At 43.1% G+C, this 25,636-nt stretch carries 15 protein-coding genes; 1 reads left to right on the top strand and 14 read right to left on the bottom strand.

What is annotated here, in order from left to right:
* Positions 1 to 25: 25 nt before the first annotated feature.
* From FHS17_RS17890 to FHS17_RS17860, 7 genes are all read right to left on the bottom strand, one after another.
* Entirely contained in the window at positions 26 to 979 is a 954-nt protein-coding gene (locus FHS17_RS17890) for a glycoside hydrolase family 43 protein (RefSeq protein WP_167279789.1), read from the bottom strand.
* 169 nt (positions 980 to 1,148) lie between these two features.
* Positions 1,149 to 2,006, bottom strand: a complete 858-nt coding sequence (locus FHS17_RS17885; RefSeq protein ID WP_167279788.1) for a helix-turn-helix domain-containing protein — start codon at positions 2,004 to 2,006, stop codon at positions 1,149 to 1,151.
* 305 nt (positions 2,007 to 2,311) lie between these two features.
* Entirely contained in the window at positions 2,312 to 3,184 is an 873-nt protein-coding gene (locus tag FHS17_RS17880) for a carbohydrate ABC transporter permease (RefSeq protein WP_167279787.1), read from the bottom strand.
* Positions 3,181 to 4,104, bottom strand: coding sequence for a carbohydrate ABC transporter permease (locus tag FHS17_RS17875; protein ID WP_167279786.1), 924 nt, complete (start codon positions 4,102 to 4,104; stop codon positions 3,181 to 3,183). The genes FHS17_RS17880 and FHS17_RS17875 overlap by 4 nt, the downstream gene beginning before the upstream one ends.
* A gap of 72 nt (positions 4,105 to 4,176) precedes the next feature.
* Complete coding sequence (locus tag FHS17_RS17870; RefSeq protein WP_167279785.1) at positions 4,177 to 5,595, bottom strand: ABC transporter substrate-binding protein; 1,419 nt, start codon at positions 5,593 to 5,595, stop codon at positions 4,177 to 4,179.
* 449 nt (positions 5,596 to 6,044) lie between these two features.
* Positions 6,045 to 7,052, bottom strand: a complete 1,008-nt coding sequence (locus tag FHS17_RS17865) for an S-layer homology domain-containing protein (RefSeq protein ID WP_167279784.1) — start codon at positions 7,050 to 7,052, stop codon at positions 6,045 to 6,047.
* 75 nt (positions 7,053 to 7,127) lie between these two features.
* A complete protein-coding gene (locus tag FHS17_RS17860; protein ID WP_167279783.1) occupies positions 7,128 to 13,775 on the bottom strand; it encodes a DUF5695 domain-containing protein in 6,648 nt (2,215 codons plus the stop codon).
* Positions 13,776 to 14,181: 406 nt separating this feature from the next.
* Here FHS17_RS17860 and FHS17_RS17855 point away from each other — a divergent pair, with 406 nt between their 5' ends.
* The gene (locus FHS17_RS17855; RefSeq protein WP_243865418.1) at positions 14,182 to 15,105 is read left to right on the top strand and encodes a helix-turn-helix domain-containing protein; all 924 of its coding nucleotides are present in this window, start codon (positions 14,182 to 14,184) and stop codon (positions 15,103 to 15,105) included.
* A 72-nt stretch (positions 15,106 to 15,177) separates the two neighbouring features.
* Here FHS17_RS17855 and FHS17_RS17850 read toward each other — a convergent pair whose 3' ends face one another.
* The 7 genes from FHS17_RS17850 to FHS17_RS17820 form a co-directional block, all read right to left on the bottom strand.
* Positions 15,178 to 17,613, bottom strand: coding sequence for a hypothetical protein (locus tag FHS17_RS17850; RefSeq protein WP_167279782.1), 2,436 nt, complete (start codon positions 17,611 to 17,613; stop codon positions 15,178 to 15,180).
* Positions 17,614 to 17,890: 277 nt separating this feature from the next.
* Complete coding sequence (locus FHS17_RS17845) at positions 17,891 to 18,931, bottom strand: LacI family DNA-binding transcriptional regulator (RefSeq protein ID WP_167279781.1); 1,041 nt, start codon at positions 18,929 to 18,931, stop codon at positions 17,891 to 17,893.
* A 71-nt stretch (positions 18,932 to 19,002) separates the two neighbouring features.
* Complete coding sequence (locus FHS17_RS17840) at positions 19,003 to 20,121, bottom strand: DUF4432 family protein (RefSeq protein ID WP_167279780.1); 1,119 nt, start codon at positions 20,119 to 20,121, stop codon at positions 19,003 to 19,005.
* A 158-nt stretch (positions 20,122 to 20,279) separates the two neighbouring features.
* Positions 20,280 to 22,349 carry a UvrD-helicase domain-containing protein gene (locus tag FHS17_RS17835; protein WP_167279779.1) on the bottom strand — a complete coding sequence of 690 codons (2,070 nt, stop codon included), beginning with the start codon at positions 22,347 to 22,349 and terminating at the stop codon, positions 20,280 to 20,282.
* A gap of 237 nt (positions 22,350 to 22,586) precedes the next feature.
* Entirely contained in the window at positions 22,587 to 23,600 is a 1,014-nt protein-coding gene (locus tag FHS17_RS17830) for an NADP-dependent oxidoreductase (protein WP_167279778.1), read from the bottom strand.
* A gap of 146 nt (positions 23,601 to 23,746) precedes the next feature.
* Positions 23,747 to 24,418 carry a helix-turn-helix domain-containing protein gene (locus tag FHS17_RS17825; RefSeq protein ID WP_167279777.1) on the bottom strand — a complete coding sequence of 224 codons (672 nt, stop codon included), beginning with the start codon at positions 24,416 to 24,418 and terminating at the stop codon, positions 23,747 to 23,749.
* 155 nt (positions 24,419 to 24,573) lie between these two features.
* The gene (locus tag FHS17_RS17820) at positions 24,574 to 25,608 is read right to left on the bottom strand and encodes a glycoside hydrolase family 88/105 protein (RefSeq protein ID WP_167279776.1); all 1,035 of its coding nucleotides are present in this window, start codon (positions 25,606 to 25,608) and stop codon (positions 24,574 to 24,576) included.
* Between the last annotated feature and the right edge of the window lie 28 nt (positions 25,609 to 25,636).

The following is a 25,636-nucleotide window of genomic DNA, read 5'->3' as shown; positions in this document are numbered from 1 at the left end:
GTATCAATTAATAAAAAAATAATCCTTACTCGCCTGACGGAGCTTCCAAAGCTTGCTCATCACCAAATGGAATGCCAAAGTCTGGTGTACCGTCAGGATGCCAATCGAATTTCTGAATACGGGTTGCACGGAACTTCGTCTCAACTCCCACAGCAGGAAGGGCATGGAATACGATCCAATCTTCCGTGTCATCTGGAGATTTCGTGAAGCTGTTGTGCCCTGTAGCATACACGCTATTTTCCACGCTCTTGCGGAAAACAGGCTCCATCGATTTCGTCCAAGAGGACTGCAGCATAGGATCAGCCTTCTCATCCATCGTTAACATCCCTAACGCATAATCTTCCGACCATGTCGTGCTGGCTGAATAGACGAGGAACACTCTTCCGTTCCGTTTCAGAATAACCGGACCTTCGTTAATGGCCATACCACCTTGCTTCTCCCAGTCCAAAGTTGGAGCGGTGAGTAAAGTCTGCTCTCCTTCTAACGTCCACGGATTAGTCATTCTCATGATATAAATCGCTGATCCATAATCCGGGAAATGCCCATAACCGGCATACAAGAAGTAAAGCTGGTCATGCATAATCAGCACGGAGCCATCGAGGCCTGGAACAGGAGTATCAAGAGCGCTCTTCCATACCCACTCACCTTCCAGCGGATCAGCCTCCGTATTCTCGAGTACACAAACTCTTCTTGAATCATCGCCGCCGCCATCATTAGCTGTATAGTAGATGTACCATTTGCTATCCAGATAATGAATTTCCGGTGCCCATAGGTTGGAGCTATAGCGTCCCCCTTGCTCCGGTGTCCAAATCGTTTTTTTACGCCCCTCTGCAAGTCCTGTCAAACTAGCCGATTGTGTAAGTTCCAGACAGCCCCCTCGTGTACACATGAAGTAATAATAGCCGTCTGTATGCTTCAGCACCCACGGATCGGCAGCGCTTGCAACAACGGGGTTGAAGAAGTTTTTACGTTGTGTCATTTGCTCTCTCCTTTACTTGCTCCCTCATTGCATCTTACATTTTCTATTATCTAGGAGATTACCCTTTGCCAACAATTACGAAAGCGCTTTACTTTTTATTCAAAAAAAGGAATAGCCAAATCGATTTCGTCGGTCGAAAAAAGCCATCTCAGAAGAGATGGCTTAATCGTTAAGCTCTTTTTGATGTGTTTTTTGATGTGTTTTTACGCCATTCAAGCGGGGTAACACCTACTGATTTGACAAAAAATTCATAGAAGCGGCTGGAGGACGTGAACCCTACCTCGGTTGAGATCGATTCGATCGCCTTATCGGTCTGCTGCAGCAGCCGTTTTGCTTCCTGCACGCGAAGATTGATGATATATTGCTTGGGAGAAATGCCGATCGCTTCCGTAAACTTTTTCCGCAGATTACTTTCTGATAGGAAATACCTTGATGCAAGCTCATGCACCGTTAAGCTGCTGTAGAATCTGGAGTGAATCTCCTTTAATACCTCTTGCATAATCGTCTGATCCGTCTTATTCCCGGTGGAGGGTGTCGTATTAGTCTTATACCGCTGGAATAAGACAAGTGCCGTCTCGAAAGCAATCCGCATAATATTCTGGGAATCGATGCTCACATGGTCGGATTTCCACTCATTCTCCAGCTGCAGGATACTCATCTCCGCCCAACGAGTGTCTTCTTCACTAAGTTTAATACTATGAATTCGGTTAGACTCATACCCGGAATGAAAGAGATACTGGCATTGAACTGGAAGCTCATTCTGAAAAAAATGAATCGAAACCCCTCGCCAAGGCACGGTACAAACAAAACCGTGATGAAGTCCAGGCGGAATTAAAATTAGGTTACCCGCAGTTACTTTCATATTTTGTTCAGGAGAGCTGTAGTACCCTTCCCCTTCCAATATGAGCGTTAATTCATCATAATCATGTGAATGCGAAATAAAGATCCCGTCTCCGTCAATGGCATGAAAGGTATGCGGCTTAAAACGGTCAATGCTTTTAATAAAACTTTCATTGCACGGTTCCATCTTCCATCCCCCTTTAGGTTGAATGCTCCGTCATCTCATCTTCAAGTCCTTCATGAAGTCTTCTCAGCATACAATTTAGTCACTCATCATTGCTGCCTACACTTATACCATTACGCAATTTCGAAAAAAAAGAAAGTACTTCATTAGATAGAAGTATAGACAAAAATAAAGGACTATCCCATATGTCATTTAAAAATGACCATAGAATAGCCCATTGTTAAACTGATTTTTACGAAAGAACGTTCTCTACTTCCTTCAGCACCTTCAAGTACGCCATTTAGCCGCTGTTAATTCATTGAAAGAAACTAACTTTTTAACCCGGTTAGAGTGATTCCCTCTACGAAATACTTTTGACCAATTAAGTAGAAGATGACACCTGGAGCAAAAGATAAACATGTGGCGGCCATGGTAAGCGACCAATCACTTTTTAATTGGCCTCTAAAGTTGGTTAGTCCAAGTGCAATCGTATATTTATCGCTCGAGTTAATGTAAATCATCTGTTGAAGCAAATCGTTCCATAACCCTATGAAGATAAACAACGCGACGACAATCATAGCTGGTCGGATAGCCGGCATAATAATGCTGAACAAAATGCGGAAGTACCCGGCACCGTCGATCGTTGCCGCTTGATCGAGTTCTCTTGGAATGGACATAATAAATTGACGGATCAAGAAGATATTAAACGCGCCTCCGCCACAAAAATATGGCAGGATTAATGGCCAGTAGCTGTCATGAATGCCTAGTCCACGCGTCCAACCGATGTACAGTGGAATGAGCGTTACCATAGCAGGCAGAAGCATGGATCCCACACATAGTGCCCAGATCACCGTTTTCCCCCGAAATCTCAACCTTGCAAAAGCATATCCACACAATGTAGCCGTAAAGGTTCCTGCCAGACAGGAGGGAACGATAATCACCATCGTATTCCACAGGTATTTCCAGAACTTAAATATCTCTAGTGTCTTCTCATAGTTGGAAAACAACCAATTTTGCGGTAATAGGGAAGGGGGATATTTATAGATCTCGGCATTCGTCATGAGAGACGTGCGGAAAATCCACCAGATTGGAAAGAGAGCTAAAATGGTAAATACAAGGACGACGACAATCGTTAAAATGTTCATCATTCGGTCCCTGCGTTTTTTGCTTTTTAGTCTGCCCCCGTATGCTGCTACACTCATTTGTCGTCCCCTCCTTCATTATAAATCCATTTGTTAGACGTCTTAAATAATATGGCGGTAAAGGCCGCAAGAATGGCAAAAATAATGAAAGTAGTTGCACAGGCATAACCTAATTTGTAATTTACAAATGCCTGATCATACATGAGATAAGTCATGAATCGGGATGAATTACCTGGACCGCCATTCGTCAAAGAAAGTGCTGGTGTAACGACTTGAAGGTTGGCGATCAGACTCATCAATAGATTGTAGAAGATAATCGGTGTCATGCATGGTATTGTGATGTGACGGAAGCGTTGCCAGCCGTTCGCTCCATCCATTTCAGCTGCTTCATGGTAAACTACGGGAACGTTTTGAAGTCCAGCCAAAAAGATAACGATCAAGTTACCTGCTAGCCAAACTGATATTAATGAGAGTGAAGGAACGACATAGCTGGAATCGGCTATAAAGAGAATTTTTTTCAGCCCGAGTTCTGAGAGAAGATAGTTGAAGAAACCAAAATTCCCCTCATAAAGCCAAGACCATCCTACGTAGATTGCTGCAGCAGGCAATACATATGGCACATAGAATACAGCTCTGAAGAAACCTCTTGCAGGAATTTTACGATTCAGCAGCAGTGCAATAAACAGCGAATAGATCATACTGCCGATTACCGATAAAATCGCAAAATAAATTGTTGCGATAATGGAATCTTTAATATAAGGGTCCGTGGTAAATAGCTTGACATAATTATCAAAACCGATGAATTCGGGGTTTTTCAAGCCAGTCCAATTGGTCAAACTAATGCCTAGCACTCCTACAAGAGGCAAATACGTCAGAAAGACTAATCCTAGGAAGGCTGGAATCAAACAAATATAAGCTACGCGTGCCTCGGCTGAAAAAATACGGGAACGGCGCTTTTGTGGTCTATTAATGGTTTCCATTTCTCGCTCCCCACCTCATGTTTAAAGGATGACCGCCGCTTGTGATCATGGCGGTCATCCTTCCAATCTTTATTATTGATTGCCTGTATGAGCGGCCTTCAAAGCATCAAGATTTTTGGAGATGGCGTCCTTAGCAGTCGTTTTACCCGTCCATACATCCCCCAGAACGGATCCTAGCAAGGTGTTAAATTCCGTTGTATTATTCGTATAGAACCAGGAAGCAGGTCTTGCTGCGGAAGATTGTGCATAATCAACTACGGCAGACTTATATTCTTCGTACGGTGGGAAGTTAGGATTTTCGAGCCATTTGTGGGTCAGTGTTTCGTCTTTATACCACTTCTCCAGCGTTGGCATCCAAATACCCGATGAGATAAGTGCCCAGTTATTTTCTTCAGAGTTATACCATTTCAGCCATTCCATTGCTTCTTCTGGATGCTTGGATTGAGAGAATACAACATTGGCGCCACCTGTATTAAGAGTAACTTTATCCTTCATGTAAGGCAGAACAGCTACGCCGTAGTTCAGACCGGCCTCCTTCGCCGTATTTAAGCTAGTTCCCACATTCCATGCACCATTCGTTGCCATAGCGACTGTACCTGCAATAATGGTACGTTGAATGCCATCATCGGTCTGTCCGACGGACAAAGGAGCAACATGATCTTTTAAGTACAGATCAGCAACTTTCTGAATGGCTTCGATGCTAGCGTCTTCCCCAACCCGAACCTCTGTACCGTCATTGGCATAAAAACCTCCGCCGTTACTAAGTGTCCAAGTTTCCAACTGCCACGGGAGATTTTCTACAGATGCACCGTACTGAACGATGCTTTGGGAATCGAAGCCATCGTCACCAGGATGTTTGCCTTTTTTGTCGTTCGTCAATTTCTTGGCCGTCTCTACGAATTCGTCCCATGTCCATGCTTTATCGAGTGAGGATGGTGGATAAGGAACGTTCGCTTTGTCAAACATGTCTTTGTTATAGTAGAGTAGGAGGATTTCATTTGCAGCAGCATATGCTACGGTTTTGCCTTCATATTTGTAAGCCAGGCTATCCAGCGGCTTGCTGTCGCTTCCTTCATACATAGAACTTACATCGTTAAGCATACCTTGAGAGGACCATTGGATAACGCCATCCTCTTTTAACATGCCTGTATCGGGCAGTTGATCTGCCGTTGCAAGCGTATTCAATTTTGTCATGTAGCTTTCCCATGGAATCGCCTGCACTTCCACTTGAATTCTGTCTTGGGAGGCATTAAATTTGTCAGCCACCGATTGTGTGGTATTCCCCTCTTCCGCACTTCCCCACATCGAGTAGATAATTTTAACCTTTTCAGCTTTGGAAGACGACGTTGCAGGTGCTTTGGTAGCATCTGTTCCGGGTGATGCTGTATTTGTCTCGTTATTTCCGTTGTTTCCATTGTTTCCGCAACCAACGACACTCATTACCAATGCAGCCGATACAAGACCTACCCCAAGTTTCCTTCCCGTTTTCATTGACCCCGATCTCCCTTCAAAATTCGCTTTAATTTATATGTCTAACCGTCTGACTCAAACGTTCAAAATCTCCACGCTTTAGAGTTAAACGTTTAACATTGAACCCATTCATATTGTGCCATTTTTAATAAAAGAACGAAACCGATTATTTCAACCTGTTCTTTTCATATTTCAACCATTGAAAAGGCTTACAGAACAATTGAATCGGTTTTACTTAACCAATCCAATTGTTTTTGGGTAAAAGTTAAACGTTTAGCAAAATTCCAATCTCGTCTGGACTAAGCAAGCTATTAAGGATATCTTATTCCAATTTTTATAATTTTTCAACCATTTAAACAAAATCTACTAATTAAATCCGACATCCTTTCTATAGCCTCTTCCCTATGGAATAACAGAGCAAAGAACACATTCTGCAGGCGAGTTGCCGCTGCAGTAATGTGTTCTTTATTTTACGCTTTGAGCATTCTGAGAATGACCGTAACAGCCTCTGCACGGGTTGCAGGTGCATTAGGAGCAAATTGATTATGTGTATTTCCTTTCATAATACCTAGCTCCACTGCTGCCTTCACAGATGGGATTGCCCATATCGGTATCTTATCCAGATCAGCGAACTGTAACTTAATAGTGGAGCTTGTTTCTTTAGCAAGTGCACGTACAATGATGGCTGACATTTCTGAGCGAGTAATCCATTTGCTTGCCCCAAATGTATTATCCGCATAGCCGGTAATCAGCTTTGCTTCAACCGCTGTTTGTACATAAGCTCTCGCCCATACAGGAATCTCTTTACTATCTTTAAAGGCCAGACCTTTACCGTCACTTGTCTGGAGCTTCAAAGCCCGAACGATCATCGTTGCAAATTCTGCCCTGGTTACTTCCAGATTAGGCTTAAAGGTAGCATCCGAATAGCCGGTCACGAAGCCCAGACTAACAGCTTCATAGATCGAAGCTTCTGCCCAATGTCCTTTAACATCTTTGAAAGTCGACAAATTGGGATCATCAATAACCGTTGCCGTTACTTTAGGCTCTAATTCAACCATGTCCAGCTTCGAATCAACAAGCTTTATATTGCTAAGCTTAATAGAGGTTGTCCCCGATCCAATACGTTTAAAGGTTACCGTGGACAGCTCCACGTCCCCTTTCTCACCAGCAATCTCTCCCATCTTCGTATGAGCAATCCGGAGCGTATTTGAGCTGAGGATAGGGTCTACAGAGAACCCTTTAATCACAGTTTCCGCTTTGCTGAATGCAAGTATTTTCTCATCATAGGATAACTCAAAATCATAAGCGTACATATCCGTCAGTCCATGCCCCATAATAGACAGCTTAACATCTTTACCCGAATAACTAAGCTTTAAGTCGAACGTGGCATTTGCCTCTTTTGCCATAACAGTCCCCTGCGATACTCCAATAACCAGGATGACGATCGACAACAGCATAACTAACTTTCGTTTCAACATGCGTATCATCCCTTCATAAACGATGGAGGAAGGCGCTTAAAGCGCCTTCCCTCTTAAGTCCACGTTACCGATTGTTTATTGCTGTAACCAATTCCCTACGATCATACGTGCTACTGCTGCTAATTCAAGAATCGTAATCTCATGATTATCGAACAAATCTGCCTTCTCTACGATATCCCAACCAGGTTGATCTTTCTTAACACCGTAATATTTAGCAATGATCGATAGATCCTGGATCGTAATGGATGTCGCTCCAGGTACAAGAGTCACAAGCTTCGAAGCGAATGTTGATATAGCTTCATTTAATGTTACTACCGCTGCATCAACCATCGACTGTGAGGTCCCATTGCTGCTCTTCACGTTGCTCGCTGCTACAATGGCTGCTTGAAGATTCGTGATTGCAGCTGCTGGATATTGACCAATTTTGTCACCAACTGTTGCTTTCGTAAGTTTAGCTTGAGCAGCAGCAATCGCTTGATTTAAGGCTCCCAAATCAACGGAAGGCGTAGTCGTTGGATTCACGCTGGCTCGGAATGTGCTCAGTGCTGTCGTTAATGTCGACACAGCCAAGTCCACATCGGATTGCGTTACCGTAGTACGATCACGAACAATAATTGCAGCATCAATCGCAGCTTGAAGTGCAGCCTTCGTACCCGTTGGATATTGGCCCGGCGCTGATCCTTCTACTGCAGCGCTTAATGCTTGCTCAGCATCTGTAATGGCTGTATTCAATGCCGCTTTATTGATAAGGATAATCGAACCGCTAAAGACGGTTACTGCATGATCCAACGCTTCAAACGCATTAACAACGTCAGTTTGTGTTGCTGCTCCATTTTGCACCACTACTGATGCACTATTAATTGCAGCTTGTAAGATTGCTTTTGAACCGATTGGATATTGACCCTCTTTGTTTCCTTCTACTGCTGCATCAAGGAGTTCTTGTGCTGCTGCAATCGAAGCAATCAATGTCGTCTTATCCGCCTGCACAACTTGTATGTCTACCGCAGCCAGAGAGGTGTCGAGTAACGTATAATGGCTCTCGTCTCCGACCATTTCCTGCTTGGTTACGGTAACATTTGTGGTTCCGGCAGTTGCATCCGCCTTGGCATTGCCGTGAAGAACAAATAATTCGCCGTCACCTGATAAGAAGGTTCCGGTAATTCCCATAATTATCAAGATGTCTCCTGTCTCTGGTTTCACAGCTGTCTCAACAACTTGGAGTCCATCCCGCGAAGAAGTAATAGAACCTTCATCCAAGACGTTGACACCATCATTGAGTGAAGTAGCAAACGTAATCATAGCCGGATCATACTTCAACTCCACGCTTATCATATTAAAGTCATGAGTCAATCCCGCAACGCCAACCGGAAGGTTAATCGATTGACCCACAACCACTGGTGATGAAGGACCGCTAATGGTGGCCACGGCATCCCTTATCTCCCCTTCCGGAATCACAACTTCCTTATCAGGGCTGGCATTTAGAGAACCAGTTTGCATATACCGGACAAAATACGTGCCGGCACTGAGGCCTGTAACCTCTGCTCCCGTAATTGCCGTATACTGTTCCGCGCCTTCCTTCTTGTACTCCATTGCCGATGTCACGCCAATCAGCTTACCGTCATTTCCGTTGAATATGGTCGGCATAACCCCAGTTGGTGTTGTAGGTGCCGGCTGATTCTGATTAGTCACCGCTTGGGAAACTTCCCATTCCCATAAGCCAACGCCATTCCCATTCCGGGCTTTTTTTGTCATCGTAACACGCAGAGATTTAACCTCCAGAGTCGGGTCAAACTCATATAGATTTGAAGAACCAACCGGTGTAGTAAGAGCTGTGATGCCTGTAGTAATGGTTCCTGCCGTTACCCATTCATTCGTTTGGCTATTCATCGGGATGTAGGAATACGTTAACTTTGTAGGCACCTCTATGCCGCCATTATCCGTCCACAGCATCAGATTTGAGCCTTCGATTGTTGCGCCCTGAGGCCAATCATATTGCACCCATTCTTCAGAGCTTGTATTGCCCCACGAACCCCAATGTGGGTTGCTAGTTGACGTTTTTAACCCGTCATTTGCCGCAGGAAGACTTTCCCAAGATGAAGTGAAGCTGGCGGAGAGACTGGCTGCATACGCCATATTCTTATCGCGTGGACTCAAGAGCCGCAGATCTGCCAGCAGCTTCGCAATCGCCTGGGCAACATCCTCTTCTGTAGCTTCCTTGTCACTCATCACGGCGGAAGCATTCGCCTTCGCATCAGCAATCGGCGCAAGACCTTGATCGATGAAGTTCGCAGCCTTTAATGAATTAGCAAAGTTAATAACCTGTGTCAGCTTCGACTTGTCTGTCCCTCCCGTATATCCATTTACCTTCCATTCCAGAATACCGATCCCGACGATGACAGGTTTCATGTCAAGCCGAGCACCGGTAATATAGGCAGGCTCAAAGGTAGTCGTGTTGTATTTATTCAATGCATTCCCAAGTCCTGTTACTCCTCTTGGTGTGTACCAATTCCCATCCGCATCACGAAGCTGAAGCTTCATATCCGTAGGTTGGAAATTCCCGCCACCGTCTCGGAAGACATATACATCCATCGAAGAGGCAAGGAATGGTTCATCCCATTGATACATGACCCATGCTGGTTCTCCTTCTTTTCCCCAGTTGTGCCATGCACTGTTAGCGGCACCTTTGGATGCCGAGAAATCCGATGAGCTTTTTGGTTCGTTGCCGTTATTCATCGCCTCAGGATATCCGTCGCCACCGGAATAACTAGCTGAAGGTTTCGCAATTAGCGCATTGTTCTGAGGTTGTGCTTTCACGACATATACCGTGGCACGCACCTTCAATTCGCTGTCTACGATATTGCCCTCGACTACGAATTCACCTTCTTTTGCATAGCTGGCTGGATCAACCGTATTCCAATTGATAACGCTTGGCTTATATCCGTCATCAAGCAGAATATCCATTTGCGCAGGAAGTGTCGGAGCCGTGTTTATTTGTGTCACAACGCTGAGTGCCTTGTAGGCGCCATCGGCATCTTTCGAGATATTAATCGTTACATCCTTGCTGGATGTCTTGCCTTCATCAGCTGCTGTAAAGGTAAAGACATAGGTGCCTGCCTTGCTTATGCGGGCATATGCATTTGCTTTGTCGCCACCAACAAAAGTAACATCCGCTGCGCCATCCGGCTTTTGCTTAACCGTCCATCCATATGTCCATACCGGGTCAGATACCGCGCTGTACACTGGATCCGGAGTCGCCTTGCCGGATAATACGAGAATACTGCTATTCGAAGCATCCTGAACAGCCGTTACTTCGCCAATTACTGGAGGCTGTTTTTCAGGCGGAGCAGCGAGCGAGAAGGTCAGTTCGTTAGAAGTGCTTTCTTGCCCATCGTTAGCGGTGAGTCTGACCGTATAAGAGCCTTCTTTGGTACCGTTCGCCCGTGTGACGGTTGACTTAGGATTGGTAAAGCTCAGCTTGCCGCCTTCCGGAGTGCTGACAACTTCCCATTGATAGGTCAACGTGCCATCTGGTGCGCCATCATCGGTTACACTTCCGCTCATCACAAATGGAATCATTGCCTGTGCGTTTTGCGTCGTCAATTCTGCAGTAACCTTCGGCGCTTGATTTTCACCTGTATCTGCCTTTTCAATCGTCAATTCTGCCGTTTGCGCACTGCTCATTTGGAACATAGCCGTACCTTTATTGTTCTGTACATAGAACTGTCCGGCATCTTGATCATCAAGTTTCATTGTATAATAGCCGTTGTCTAATCCTGCCCCATCGAAATCAATCTTTGAAGCGTGCTCGCTTTTAGCAAGATTCGAGAGTTGCAAATGAAAGGCATTGCCGTCTTTTTGAATCTCGGCGCTTTCGATTTTATCGCTTTCCGAGACTAGATATATTTTTTCATCGATTAAGTTGATACGTTTACCAAAACCGTCCTTTGGTGTGATATGGTAAGTGCCGCCTTGGTCAGTGACCAAAGCACCATATCCGAATTGACCAAATACCGGATCGGTGACGATATCAGAACTGATGCGCAGCAGCGAGCCATAGAGACCTTCCTCTGATTCGCCGGAAAAGTCCTGCCAACCGTTGTTCATAACGCGAGTACCGCCATCGTTTACGTTTTTAGTACCCGTTCCACCCTTCTGGGCGTTATATCTCCAAGCGATGCCGCCTACGGACTGTGCCGAAATCTGACCCATATTGACGGCATTGAAATTTGAAATTTTCGCCGCATAGTTACGCTGTTGCGCGATAGCAGTCTGTTCCCCAGATCTTCCGTCATCCTCATAGCGGAGCCAGTCATCCATAATGGATCCTGCCAAAGACGCGGTATATTGGAAATTCCACCAGCCTTCGCCGGCGCGGAATACCGGTACGGAATAATAGTACCAGGTAGGCTGAATGCCTCGCATTGCACGAGTCTTCAAGTCATCCATTCCCATACTTTTCAAGGCCGCGGCAGCCCGCGCGTCTTCAGGGTAGTAGGTGCGCAGCGCCTTGGCTGCAGAATAAGCCCCTTCTTCGCCAGTATTGTCATATTCAAATTCTGACCCGTAAGGATAAGAGGCGTTTGTCACGTTCCGTCCTTTGGTTTGTGCGAACTTCTTCTTCAGATTCTCATATTCAGTCAGCATTCCCTCTTCTTTAAGTGCCTCGATCATATCTGGTATCTGCTGCTCACCATAGAATCCGGTTGCTCCGCTGGAGACACGGTTATAGTAGATGCCGTAGGCCTTTTCCAGATAGTATTGCGGCGTTTCACGATACTCTACCAAATCCGGATATGCCTTTTGGATCCGATACATGTTGAAATAGCCAGTAGATTCCATCATTTCGGAAAACGTCCGTACATAAGGTTTTTCTGAATTCGTATAAACCCCTGAATCTCTCAGGTAGTTCGCAACCGTAAAGCTGTTCTGCGTATCTTTCATATACTTTTCCCACATAAAGTCGATCAGGTAGTTCTCAATGGATTTAATTTCATCAGGATTTGGATCAAGAACATTCTTCATGGTCATGAAGTTGATGTTATCGTGGCTCCAATCATCTCCCCAATGGCTGGTCGTCGTGTCAAGTCCGGTTGTAAGATACCAGTCACGGTAGATGCCGTAGGTAGGACTATTCGGGTCCTTATCCTGCGTTTTGTCTACCATAAATTCGGAGTGAGCCTGCGATGTTTGATCAAGCTCTGCAAGAATATTAAATTCAAACTGAGTAAATTTATCCATTTGTTCCGTACCGGACTTCAGCTTATAATTCACACGAACGCTGTTATTGCCGATATTGCCAAACTTCAGCGAATAGATATGATGCTGTTCACCGTTAACAACCTTGGTTTCTACAAACTGTACGGATTCTTCATATCCCGGGTTCCCATCAGGAAGTCCACGTCCAGCGCGGGAATTATTGACCATTTTGTCTCTGGTCTGACCGGCCTTGATAACCGGGATATGTGTTTCATCAAACGGATCATTCTCGTTAACAGACTGAATATCTACTGACTGTACGTCGATGAGGCTGTCGTCATAATGCAAATCCAGCTTGACAGGCATATTGATTGCAGCCTGGAAGCCGGGCAACGCTACGGCATCAATCATGCCTGATTTGTACAGATTGGAGCGAAGGTTAGCTTCACGATCTTCCATAGAAGTAGAAGCATTATTTGGACTTTGAGCATTTACTTGTGGATCGTTGTCGCCTGCGCGTACTGCTGAAAATTTAAACTTATATGTTTTTTGCTCATCTGGAGCCAAAACCAAGCTGGTGGCATCGGTAAAATAGCCACGGCCGGTTTTCTGTATATCTTTGGAGTGAATATATAGAACATTCAGCCCCGGGAACCAGCCGCCGCTGTCACCAACCCAGTTGGAGTAAAGACTTCCATTGCGAAGTTCACCCGTGTCACCCAACCAATAATCAACATATTCAATGCGTGCGCCACTTTCCGGTACTGGGGCAAACATCATGAAATTCCCTTCACCGCTTGTGCGGATGGAATAGGAATATCCACTGTCGGCACCGGCAAAATTATGTACCGTAACCCGGTTGTCATAGGTATCTGACACTGATTGATATTTGTTATTCCAAGGCATCGGCAAGCCGATATCACCAAATTCCATGTACTTGCTGCTTTTGTTTTTTAACGTAATTTCCCATAGCATCGAACCATCATCGGTATCCATATCAAATACAGACTTCACGTCAAAACCTTTCATCACCCGAGCTGCAGTTGAATCTAGATTCTGTCCAATAAAGTCGACTTCCACTTTCTTGCCGTCTGATGAAGCTTCCTTCGCAAAATATTGGTTAGTAGGATTGATAGCTGTATACTTGGTTGATCCGCCAGCTGCCAATGTTTTGTTTGTATCCACTTCTACAAAGCCGGTCCTGTCGTTAGGGAATTGCTTGCTGTCACCGGTACGGTAAGAAAAAATCATTTCGCCCATCCATTGGTGCTGGACGTCGTTTTGTGGCGACGTATTGTTGGGCAAAACAAAATTGATAGGTTTGCCACTTTTGTTTGTTGGGTTGTTTTGGATAAACAATTCTTCAATCTGCCCTAAATCACCGACCTTGGCAGAGAGACTAGCATTGGAGATACTATTCGTTGCTGCGGCTGCCGAAGGCACCGCGTTAACCCCCAAAGGCAGCACTTCGAAAAATAACACAAATGCAGTAGCCAGTGACATCAACTTTTTAGTCGTCGTTTTCATCTTAACCTCCTGTTTACTTTTCGTAGTCTTATCCTGGTGATTGCCTCCAATTAAACGTTTAGATTTTAAGTTTTATGGCAATGACTTTCCGCATCTCATCCCATAAATCCCTACTCCTTCCTCTAATCTCCTCAACGGAAAGCGCTTACTTAATTGTATCACCCATGATTTATATTGAAAAACTAATATTCCAACCTATATTTATGGAATTTCAACTTTCCCCTAAGGGTTTGAAAATTTTAGAGAAGTGTGCTATTTTAATACAAAAGTTTCTGATTGGCTTCACTATAGCAAATTTTCACAATATAAGACCTCACTTTAGTAAATCGTTTAAATTTCTTAGCCTCCTTGTGATATTTCACATACAATTAACAACTACTTATGATATAAATGAAGGCTCATCATTATGGATCAAAGTGAGGGATATCTTATGTCCGAGCTAATCATGCACTTTGTAACTCCGCCTATTCCTTATTTTATAGACAGTGGGAAGCATACTTTCATGCCGGGGGAACGACATGTATGTCGATATTCTATTAATGTGTTCGATATCATTATAGTCACCAAGGGAAAGCTATTCATTGGTGAGAATAAGAATGAGTGGATCATACATAAAGATGAAGCGATTATTTTAAGACCCGATGCGTATCACTATGGCACTACTTCCTGTGAAGAGGAGACAGAAATTACTTGGATACATTTTCAAACGTTTGGTGCCTGGGATGAAATGAAAGGTATAAATGAATGCCTGGAAAACCAAATGACGTTATTTGAAAAACATAAACAGAAAGCCTATCTCCATCACTGTGAATTAAGCTCGATCTTTATTCCAAAAAAATTAAAGCTCTCCAGCAAATCAATGAATGATCTCAATGAATTTTATTCTTTAGATAATGATCCACGTTCACTCCGTAATTGGCGGAAACAAACAGCTTTCCAGAACTTTATGCAAAATATTAATTTTGATTCAGGGATAGCAACAAATTCAACGGCCATCCATCTTGCCGAAAAAATCGAATTGTTTATTCGTCAGAATTATACCTCCAAGATCACTAACCCCGTACTAAAGGCCGAATTTAATTACCATCCTAACTATTTAGCCAAATGCATGTTAAAAGTGTATGGTTTAACTCCCATTGATTATTTGCTGCAGTATCGGATAGAGCAAGCAAAAAAGCTGCTCATTCAAACGGACTGGTCCATTGCGCGTATTGCTGATGAAGTCGGTTTTAGCAATCCTGCCTATTTCTCTTCCGTCTTCACCAATAAACAAGGAACTGCACCAGCAAACTTCCGAAAGAAAGAATTTCGGAAGCCTGAAATATCTTAGAATAAACAAAAAAAACGGAAGCTGGCAATCACACTCCAGTTTCCGTTTTTATTTATTTTTAGAATAAACCTGTTAAATTTTAATCTCTGTTCTTATAAATTGACCATCGATAAATAATATACGCTTAATCATTTCTCCTGCATTTGAAACGAACGAGAGTCCTTTTTCCAACATCACATATCTAGTGGGATATGCGGCATAACTAGTAATCTCCCAGCCCTTCTCTGCCTGCTCAATAAAACCATTTACACAGCTTAGTTCCCCTTCGCCATCTGTATATAGGTATGTTGTCGAACCAAACCCAAGCATATAAGCAACAAGCTCTTCCCCCATATCCCAGTCGTCGCCTTCAATGTTAGAAAAAAGACTGCTGAATAACGGGTCACTCGATTTTTTAAAAATTGATTGCCCGAAACGATTTCTGGAGAGCTCCGGCATATTTAAATTAGGAGCTGCAATGCTATACGTAGAAGCAGCTTCACCGGGTTTCAGTCTACGAGTTGTCGAGTTAACATTCCAATCATAACAATTAAACACCGCCATTGTTGCTCGATAGCCAGCTTCCAGTAATCTCGTGTCTCCAAGAGTTTCATAAGAAGACCGGGCAGCACCAGCTACTAAACCTCCCCATAACGAATGCGTCATAAAAGATAAGGCTTCCCACCAACGATCCGGAGCATTAGCCCTATAGTCGTTACTGAATCCAATGTTCGCAATAATGAGCGGGGCATACAATTCTGCTTCATCCGTCAACTTAGCTAGACACAGCGCTTCACACGTAGGTCCAAATCCCGCATTATCATAAAAATGCTCCGTCACAGCTCCTTGATAGCCTTGTGAACCCTGTTTGAGCCCTTCCACAAATTGCAACCATAACCAATGTAACTTATCGTGCCAATCGAATAACTGATTTTCTTTCAGATCCTCAAGCAAATCAGCAATATAAAGAATAAATACACCAACCAGCTGTGATTCTTCTTTTTCACGTTTATTACGATGACAATCTGGATCGAGCCTCATGCACATGACCTCGGCAGCCCATGTTAAATACGTTTCTGGAATTGCATAAGACAATAATGACTGTTCAAATCTAGACAATAAATAATACACGTGACCAATATAATCGAAATCATAAATGCGGTAGAAGGATTCCGAACCGTAAAGTGGTCTGGGAATCATAAAGTCTCCATCCTCAAACCAATGATGTTTTAAATCTAGGAATGCGGAAGTTTCCACTTTATTAACTTGTGTCGCTACAGGGGGAGATAAAAGATTTTTCATCAAAATAAATGATAATTTACCAAGAGACTCCCCTTGGTTTGATAATGGCATAAAGGCATATGGACGAGTTGTTTCTTGAGTAGGATTAAAACTATGGTTACATAACCAATCTGCTCTTTTCTCCAGTAAGTTATGAATAGGTTCAAGTACGTTTCCAATTAATACATCGCATTTCCCATTAGCAAGTGTAGCTTCTAACTTAATCTCTCCCGCTGACTTTAGTGGTATAGCAACACGTAAACGTTTAGATTTTTCTTTAGAAACAAGCTTAAATTCATTTGTAATGTCAGTTTCCTTAAGGGTACCTGCTTCGTCCACTACACTTACAATTTTCACCGAAATTAAAGTTTCCTCCTCCGGCAAATTCACTTCAGCAAAAAACTTTCCATCTGTAGTCGTTACGTGCGAATAAGTCCAATGTGGATGTCCATACTTCTGTGCCTTTTTATAAAATTCCTCTTGGTCTTTAAATGGTGTAAATACAAATGACCACTTTTTTTCTTCTGAAGGTCCAAGTGTAATGGCTGAGTAATCCCCCCCATAGATCCAATCATTTTCTGCAGACTGCTCCATAGAGCTTCCATCCTCAACAAACGACAACCGGTGATAGAGCATTCCATCCAATGATGGTGATACCTGTTCTAAAAAACGGTTGACATAACTGCAATACGTCCCAAAAGCGGTAACACGATCGCCTGTGCTATAGATCGCAAGATGCGGAGCCTCATTGCTTCTACGCATAGCTGCAAACTTGGAGAAATCACCGCCTAAATGTGGAAACACTGCACAAGAATGCTTCATGTTTCTCAAGACATCTTCATCTCGGAACATGATATAGGCAAGAGAAAACCAGCTATGAAATCCATTCACTCTTACAGGATCAATGGTTGGATTTGAACAACGAATGTTCCATAGCAATTCACCATTATTATTTAGCAGATAATCATATTCAACTTTAAATTTATCATGCGAAAAAGTAACATTAGCCGATTTATCATTGATAAAATGAATATGTGGTTGTAAGTTAACGCTTTCAATTCCTTCATCGTCAACGATAGCACTCCACTGCCCGAATCGCTTATCCTGACTTGAGTAGCCAGCATCCTTTACATATTGTGCATCAATTACCCAGTTCATCTTTTCTGGATCATCTGTCAGAAATATAGATTCTACTGTACCTTGTGGAGATATCTGTATTTCAAAAGTATCATTACGAAGCAGCTTCAAGTTCTCACTCCCAATGTCATAATCTAAACGTTTAAATATTGATTTAATAGTAGCATACCACAATAAGTCCCAGCAAGCATTTTATGCCAATAACCAAATACATTGATAAACGTACACTTTTACCTCCTTTTCTCTATAGATCTAGTAGATATATACTGAGAATTTCGTATCTAATCCGTTCTTCATTTAAGTTAATCGATTTACCTTTAGTGCAGTAAAAAAGAGACCGCTTTGTTAGAATGAACAGTCTCTTACCGGAATATTATTTTACAGCTACTCACCTAGGCCTAGGCCCAGCTACGGATTCCCGCTCAATTAGTTTACATAGAGGAGTTTCCTCCGTCTTGTCATCTTTTCCGTTAATCCTATTATAGAGAGCCTTCATTGCTAATATCCCCATATCATGTAATGGTAAATCCATTGTCGTAATTCTGGGACTTAAATAAGCACTGAACTCTCGGTTATCAAATCCTATTATGGAGAGATCCCTTGGAACAATAATTCCTTGTTCAGATGCAGCTCGCACAGCACCAGCAGCCATCAAATCGTTCATAATAAGAATTGCCGTAGGCGGGTCCTGTAACTTAAATAGCTCACCTGTCAGATGATAACCCGAATCTAAACCCCAGTCGCCTACTTTAATAAACTGTGGATCAAAAGGTAACTGGAATTCTGTCAATGCTTTATAATAACCGTTAAATCGCAGTCTAGAAGGTATTGAATCCATTAAACCACTTATGATCGCAATACGTGAATGACCCTTATCAACTAGATATTTAATTGCATCATAGGAAGCCTGTTCATCATTATATTGGATAGAGCACTCATTTTGTGCATAACAATAGGTATATACAATGGGCTTTTCATACGTATTGATCAACCCCGTTAAGTCCCGTGGATGTACACCAATATAAATGATTCCCTCTACTTGTTTGGATAAGAGGGTTGATACTGCATCTTGCGCAAGCTTTTGATAATGATCGGTGTTCGCATAATCATAACCCACCTTTTTCTGTAAACGGAGATTCGTTAATAAAATATGCATGTCGTTCTTCTCTGCATATTCATTAATTCCATCAATAATTTCAGGTACATTAAAGACCGTTACGTCTTCCGCAATAACCCCAATCGTATTTGTTCTTTTACTCTTTAGACTTTTTGCAATATCATTTGGCCTGTAATTAAGTTCTTCGATTACTTTTAAGACCCGCTCTTTCGTCTTAGGCCTTACATTACGGGTGCCATTCAATACATAGGAAACTGTTGCCGTGGATACATTTGCCCGCAATGCAATCTCTTTAATCCCGATTTTTTCCATGATCTTCACCCTTTGTTTAAACGTTTCACATTCTATTGTTATATCATTTACAAAGCCTACATTCAAGCCATTCACTTTATAGTAGTAACTGCAGATAGGATCATATTCTCCAAATTCCGAATCTCCATTTCAGAATCTGATAAACCAATTAGGCAGCAAGAGGATAATGCCTCTCCTTTTTGCAAATACAAGGCCTCTCCGTCCGTTATTTTCTGTGACATTCGATTCGGCCGGGTCCTGCATGGTTCTATGGCAAACATAAAGCTATCGTCGATCTGTTTAGCTATAAGTGATCTAGGGAAATCAAATAGAGGCCTAATGACATATCCTGCATGAGTATTTTCCGTATTTATAATCATTTCACCGGTTAATCCTCTGCTTACATTCATCTTACTCAGATAGGGGATAACTTTATCGAATTCATATAAACCATCTACCGGCCTTGGGACATATTGATAACATCTCATAGGGTAAGCCTTTTTGTTTGAAGGAATATGAAATGGATCCTCCTCAAGCGGCGCTGAATCCCTTATTAATAATTCATGCTGACTAGCTGGCAGAACATATCTGCCTCCTTGATGCATATAAGAACCCGACAATTGGATATGATATCCATCATCTAGAACCTGCATATAGCGGCTTTTATTGATTACCGTTTCTTCCCGTAAAATTAACGAGCTTCCCCAAAGCGTACTCATTTGAATTATTTTTTCAAATAACAGCTCTCCGTGTCGGTTAAGAACGGGGACTTTTCCTTCAATCCACACGGATTGCTCATCCCAAGTAACTTGAATGCTTTCTGGTGAAGTAAACGAGTACGATCCCGAGCCGTGCAGCGTAAATCCTTCACCGGGTGTCCCGAATAATTCCGGCCCGATTGAAGCGACCGCTCCGTAAAAGCCCTTCATCCAGCCTGTTCCATTTGATTCATTAAGATCCACGTTTGATGGATGCAATAGATATTCACCGCTTCTATCCCAGCTCATCTTTTTTGCCCCTAAGTATAGCTCTCCGATGTCCAGCCCTCTTTCAGGGAGTACTGTAAAATGCATTTTGCCATTCGATATGTCAATGACGGTAAGTAATGACCCATTCTGGTCTTTCATCATGCGTGTACGAATATAACCACTATGAGGTAAGTTAATGATCTGATCATGTTTTTCGGCTAATAACCATTTATTGATCATCATTTCATAGACTCTCCTTCTCTATAGTTAAACGTTTAGATAATTATATGATGATAAGATATGTGATTGCAATGGCTGAAAAGGTAAAATGAGAAGAGCCCACCATTCATATCGGCTAGCGAACTCTTCTTATTAACGGAGGCCATGATTGTACATCTACTCTATCGATCAACTTCTACGGGAATAAACGAACTGCTTGCACCATGATAAGTTACCGCTAACCTATGCATTGCTCTGGAACATGCGATATACAGCAAGCTTCTATCCAAATCTGATTTATAGTTAGCCGCATCTACGAATGGTACGATTACCTGGTCGAATTCCAAGCCTTTTGCCATATGAGCTGAAGTGAGGATAACTCCTTCGTGAAATTTCTCACTGCTGAACGTGAGCAGATGAATGGCATCAGCATTCACCGTTTGATTGAGCTCTTCATAGAGCATTTCCGCTTGATTCTGTGTCTTGCAGATGATTCCTAATGTGCGGTTGCCTGATTCCTTAAATGCCAGCAATAATTGTATGATCCGCATCATCTCTTCGCCTCGATCCGAAGCTTGTATGATCTGTGGCTGCTCCCCATGCCGTTCAATCGGAATAATCTTACTGCTTGGATTCAATCGCCGAATGAATTCAATAATCTCGAACGTAGATCGGTAACTTCTCAATAGCTCAACCGGGTCGGCTTCGGGGAAGACCTTCTTAATATCAGCAATCGATGAGGAAGAGTATGGATTAACGGATTGGGAATGGTCGCCTAGAATCGTTTTTTTACATTTGAACAATAGAGATAACACTGCGTACTGAACGGCCGTGTAATCCTGCATCTCGTCTACCAATAAGTGCTTAACCGCTTCGTACCCCTTCGGACCTTCCAGCCGGATCTTTAAATACACCATAGGAAACACATCGGAGTATTCGAGTTTTTTCTTTCCAATAAATTTGAATAACTCTGGTCTTCCGATATAGTGATAGAAATCCATATAGTTCGCCAGAAGACTTTGTGTCTTTACCATCTTTTTTATCGCCGTCTTTATCTTATTCATGGTTGATCTGTCCACTTTCATGCCATTCCTATTTCTAGTTCTTTCCGAAATGACGGTGGCCGTCTTTTCTACTCTAAGCTTCAAAGGCAACGCATTGGCTGCCTGATATACCTCTGATATTTGCGCTTTATCAACGTGCACTCCATCGAGGTTAATATCAGAAGGACTAAAGTAGCTTGCGTCAACATAACGCACAAAGTCATCCATCTGTTGTACAAATTCGATATTGGCCTTATACCGAATCCGCTCAATTAAAGAATCGTCTGTTGAGGTTGCAAGCTCCGATACCTGCTCGTCAAAGGTCTGGTAGCTGACTGAAAGCTCACTTGCAGCAATAGCGTCAAATCCGATTTCGGCTATTTTTTCTTCACCAAGTTCAGGCAGGACATTCGAGATATAATCGGAGAACACTTTATTTGGGGAGACAATCAGCATATTATCCGATGTAAGAGTTCCCTTGTACCTGTACAGTAAAAAAGCTATTCGATGCAAAGCAACGGAAGTTTTACCGGAACCAGCCACGCCTTGGATAATGAGTTCATGGGAATATTCATTCCGAATAATTTCATTTTGTTCCTTTTGGATCGTAGCGACGATGTTCTTCATCTTCTCATCCGAGGTTTGACTAAGCTCCCTTTGCAGCACCTCGTCGTTAATGTTGATAGTGCTCTCAATCATATATTCCATAACGCCTTGTCTGATTCGATACTGTCTCTTCAAATCGATGTTGCCTTCAACTTCCCCTTCAGGAGCTATGTACAAAGCCCTTCCAACATTGTAATCATAAAACAAATTCGCTACCGGAGACCGCCAGTCGTAGATTTCGTTGTCCTGCCCGGTTTCATCGCTGAAAGAATGGATGCCTATATAATAAGCATGACCTTCCATTCGATCATCAGGGGAGAAATCTACTCTTCCGAAGTAAGGAACTTGCGCCAGCTTTTGAAGCCTGCTTCGTTTGGCAACGGCACTCTCCCCTTTATCGATGGATAGGCTGATCTCTACGATGTTCGCTGCCCTCTCTGCTGGATCAAGCTGATCCCTGTTCGCATATACATACTTTTTTGATTCAATAATCGCTTTGCGGGCACCATCAATTTGAGTATCCAAGTCATTAAGCGCTTTGTTAAGCCGCAACAGCGCTAGCTCCAAATAAATTCGTTCTTCTGCTTCCGTATGATTGATCACTTTCCAACCCCCTCTTCTGCTTGAAGTCACTTAAAAGTATAGAGGGAAACTAAAAAAAGTATAGACTTATAGTTTCAGATAGATTATTATGTAATTATCGTGGGTCCAAAAACACCTATACATATTTACATTATTATCCAGCTCTTATTCCACTTGGAATAGAAGCTGGGTTTTTTTATGTCTAGTTTATTAGACATAAAGGGAGAGCGATATTCGCTCTCCCTTTCACCATTACATTCAGCCTTCGTCTGGCGTAATCTTCACAAGCATTTTCCCCACATTTGTACCTTTGAACAGCTCCAGGAAAGCTTCAGGAATCCGATCGAAGCCTTCAATAATGGTCTCCTCATATTTCAGCTTGCCTTCCGACAACCATTGTCCAAGCTGTTTGGCGCCTTCTTCTAGACGATCAGTATAATCGCTAAGTACAAATCCTTTAATCATGGAACGAGTCTTAATCAGCTTCGTCAATATACTTGGCCGTAGATCCGCACCCTCCTCCATGTTATAAGCAGAGATGGCTCCACAAAGTGGAATTCTTGCATAGTCATTCAGCAAGCTCATGACTGCATCTGTCACATCACCGCCAACGTTATCGAAATACACATCAACACCATTCGGACATGCCTCGGCAATTGCCGCTTTCAAGTCACCAGCTGTCTTGTAATTAACAGCGGCATCAAAGCCGAACTTGTCAGTCAGCAGCTTAACTTTCTCATCAGATCCAGCAATACCAACAACCCGTGCTCCTTGAATTTTGGCAATTTGCCCAACGATGGATCCAACTGCTCCTGCTGCACCGGAAACGACAATCGTCTCGCCAGCTTTAGGCTTGCCAATATCCATGAGTCCGAAATAGGCGGTTAAACCGGTCATGCCGATGACGCTTAAATAAGCGGAAAGCGGAGCCAAATTCTCATCAATCCGGCGAACAGCCGCTGCATCAACCACGTTATACAGCTTCCAGCCCAAATACCCCATAACTTTATCGCCAGGGTTATAAGCTTCCGAACGAGATTCCGTAACTTCCCCTACGATACCGCCAACAATCGCTTCACCAAGCTGATAAGGCGGGATATACGACTTGGAGTCATTCATTCTTCCCCGCATATAAGGATCAACGGAGAAATATAAGGAACGAACCACAATCTGCCCCTCTGCAGGTGACTCTACTTGTGCTTCCTTGAATTCAAACGTTTCATCTGTTGGCCATCCTTGCGGACGGGAACGTAAAGTAATGATTTTGTTCATCAACTGTATCCACTCATTTCTTTGTTGTTGTGATAGTTATAAAACTTTCAAAAAAAATAAAGGTTTCCAGACATCCTATAGGCTGTCCAAGAAACCTGGCAAAATAACTTGAAATACATCATCCCGCAGGTTTTTTCCTTTTCCCTCTAATCAAAGAAAGCGACTTGAATTAACTCCTTCGCCTTCTTCAGCTTGCGGTCATCTAATTGCTGAAGCAGCATCCACATATCACTCATGACAGTTGCCTCTTTCGATGATTCCTCCTGCTGCTCTGTCTCATCAGCAGGATCTTCAACCCAAGAAACTTCCGATGTATCTTTCATACACTGCACAAGAAATTTCAACTGCTCTTCATTATACTTCCCGAGAAATTTCCGTACATTGCGCTCGATGTGGGAATGCAGCTGCTTATGGATTTCATATATGCTTTGACCAAGCGGGGTAAGGGAAAACCAGACCTCTTTCTTGTTATCCGGCAAATATTCACTGCGCATTACCTCTTGTTCAACAAGTCTGCGTGTAATTTTTGAGATACTGCCCTTAGGTATGCCAAAATGCTTCGAGATCGCAATTCCGTTTACCGGCTGCATCTCACCAACTGCCTCTATCACATGTAACATGATAACCGTAGCCTCTTTCAAAATTTCAATAACTTTGGCATCGCTCGTTTGGGCCATCATCCAGCGTTTTTCATCGTCCTCGCCTTCAGACTGAAACTTTTTCTGTATGACACCTATCTGAATAAACATTTCATTCAGCAGGACTTCTTTCTCTGTATGTGCAGCAGCAGCTCCTGCGGTTTCGGAGGAATAGGTCATAGAAAGCTCTCCTTTTCAATCATCTGCTTGTAGTATACCAATGAACATAGTCCAAATAAATATTATAGAAACATTATTGACTACTTCGAAACAAAATATCTGCTCTTGAATGAAAAAACCGCAAGGCCAACAGCCCCTGCGGTTCGAACACCTCATTAAGAAAATCTCTTCTCATTCTGCATCACAGCCGCAAGCAGAGCGAGCGTAAGCCCTTGCCCCCAGCCTTGCGCCCATTTTCTATTGATACTCAGATAACCGTCGATGTCATTCATCACAGCTGTTCCACCAGACACACTCAAGACTCGTCCGCTGCCCGTAATATTATTTAATACTCCATCTAACGCCTTCTGCACATACTTGCCATGCAGCGGATTGTTCTGCATCACCATAGCGGCAGCAATACCTGCAGTCGCAGATACCTCACCATAAGCTTCTGGGTAATCAAGAACTGTCCCCCAGAGTCCATCCTCTTTCTGCAGTTTCTTAATCGCAGCAAGTTGGTCTCGCAAAGAACTCCAAATATGCATCATCGGGGGATACAGATAACCTTCTGGTACTCCCCTTGCCGCTTGCGACATCGTATAAGCAGCCCAAGCATTCGCTCGTGCCCAGTACATGCCGGACATATGATCCTTTTGAATATGGGTATAGCCGTGGTACCACAAACCGGTATCCTCATCCTGTAAGTAATTAATATGCCAGTAAAATTGATGCAGAGCATCTTCAATAAGATGTTTCTTATTCAGCATCACGCCTACACGAAGCATGAAATACGCGGCCATAAACAAGGTATCTGCCCAGCACTGCTCAGGAAAATCATTTTTGGCAGAAACCGTATGCTGCAGCACCCGGTCTCCGAATCGAAGGGCTTTATTTTCAAGATAGTCTACCTTGCTCATAATAATATCCAGATACTTTTGGTCCTGCGTCTGTTCATAGAGAGTAATCAACATATGCCCCATCGCACAGGTATTAACTGTCCAGCCAGGCAAGCCTGCTTCGATGTATTCATCGACCCATGCAGCCATTCGCTCCAGATAAGCCGTTTCCCCTGTTACTTCGAATGCCCGGCTTACACCGTAAAAGGCTACTCCACCCGGCCAATCCCACGTCAAATCCATCCCAAATGTATAATCTACCACTTGTCCAGTGATCTGCTTCAAATCTATTGCTGTCGCGTCAATTTTCATCGTATCCAATCCTCCATTATCCAAAGCC

Origin of the sequence: Paenibacillus lupini, from assembly GCF_011761355.1 — a bacterium.
Taxonomy (GTDB): Bacteria; Bacillota; Bacilli; order Paenibacillales; family Paenibacillaceae; genus Pristimantibacillus; species Pristimantibacillus lupini.
The sequence above is the reverse complement of the archived record's forward strand: the minus strand, read 5'-3'. Positions and strand labels throughout refer to the sequence as shown.

What these genes read in the sequence shown, in the direction of transcription:
- FHS17_RS17890 (WP_167279789.1), bottom strand. Translation starts at nt 979, where the DNA reads ATGACACAACGTAAAAACTTCTTCAACCCCGTTGTTGCAAGCGCTGCC.
- FHS17_RS17885 (WP_167279788.1), bottom strand. Translation starts at nt 2,006, where the DNA reads ATGGAACCGTGCAATGAAAGTTTTATTAAAAGCATTGACCGTTTTAAG.
- FHS17_RS17880 (WP_167279787.1), bottom strand. Translation starts at nt 3,184, where the DNA reads ATGAGTGTAGCAGCATACGGGGGCAGACTAAAAAGCAAAAAACGCAGG.
- FHS17_RS17875 (WP_167279786.1), bottom strand. Translation starts at nt 4,104, where the DNA reads ATGGAAACCATTAATAGACCACAAAAGCGCCGTTCCCGTATTTTTTCA.
- FHS17_RS17870 (WP_167279785.1), bottom strand. Translation starts at nt 5,595, where the DNA reads ATGAAAACGGGAAGGAAACTTGGGGTAGGTCTTGTATCGGCTGCATTG.
- FHS17_RS17865 (WP_167279784.1), bottom strand. Translation starts at nt 7,052, where the DNA reads ATGTTGAAACGAAAGTTAGTTATGCTGTTGTCGATCGTCATCCTGGTT.
- FHS17_RS17860 (WP_167279783.1), bottom strand. Translation starts at nt 13,775, where the DNA reads ATGAAAACGACGACTAAAAAGTTGATGTCACTGGCTACTGCATTTGTG.
- FHS17_RS17855 (WP_243865418.1), top strand. Translation starts at nt 14,182, where the DNA reads ATGGATCAAAGTGAGGGATATCTTATGTCCGAGCTAATCATGCACTTT.
- FHS17_RS17845 (WP_167279781.1), bottom strand. Translation starts at nt 18,931, where the DNA reads ATGGAAAAAATCGGGATTAAAGAGATTGCATTGCGGGCAAATGTATCC.
- FHS17_RS17840 (WP_167279780.1), bottom strand. Translation starts at nt 20,121, where the DNA reads ATGATGATCAATAAATGGTTATTAGCCGAAAAACATGATCAGATCATT.
- FHS17_RS17830 (WP_167279778.1), bottom strand. Translation starts at nt 23,600, where the DNA reads ATGAACAAAATCATTACTTTACGTTCCCGTCCGCAAGGATGGCCAACA.
- FHS17_RS17825 (WP_167279777.1), bottom strand. Translation starts at nt 24,418, where the DNA reads ATGACCTATTCCTCCGAAACCGCAGGAGCTGCTGCTGCACATACAGAG.
- FHS17_RS17820 (WP_167279776.1), bottom strand. Translation starts at nt 25,608, where the DNA reads ATGAAAATTGACGCGACAGCAATAGATTTGAAGCAGATCACTGGACAA.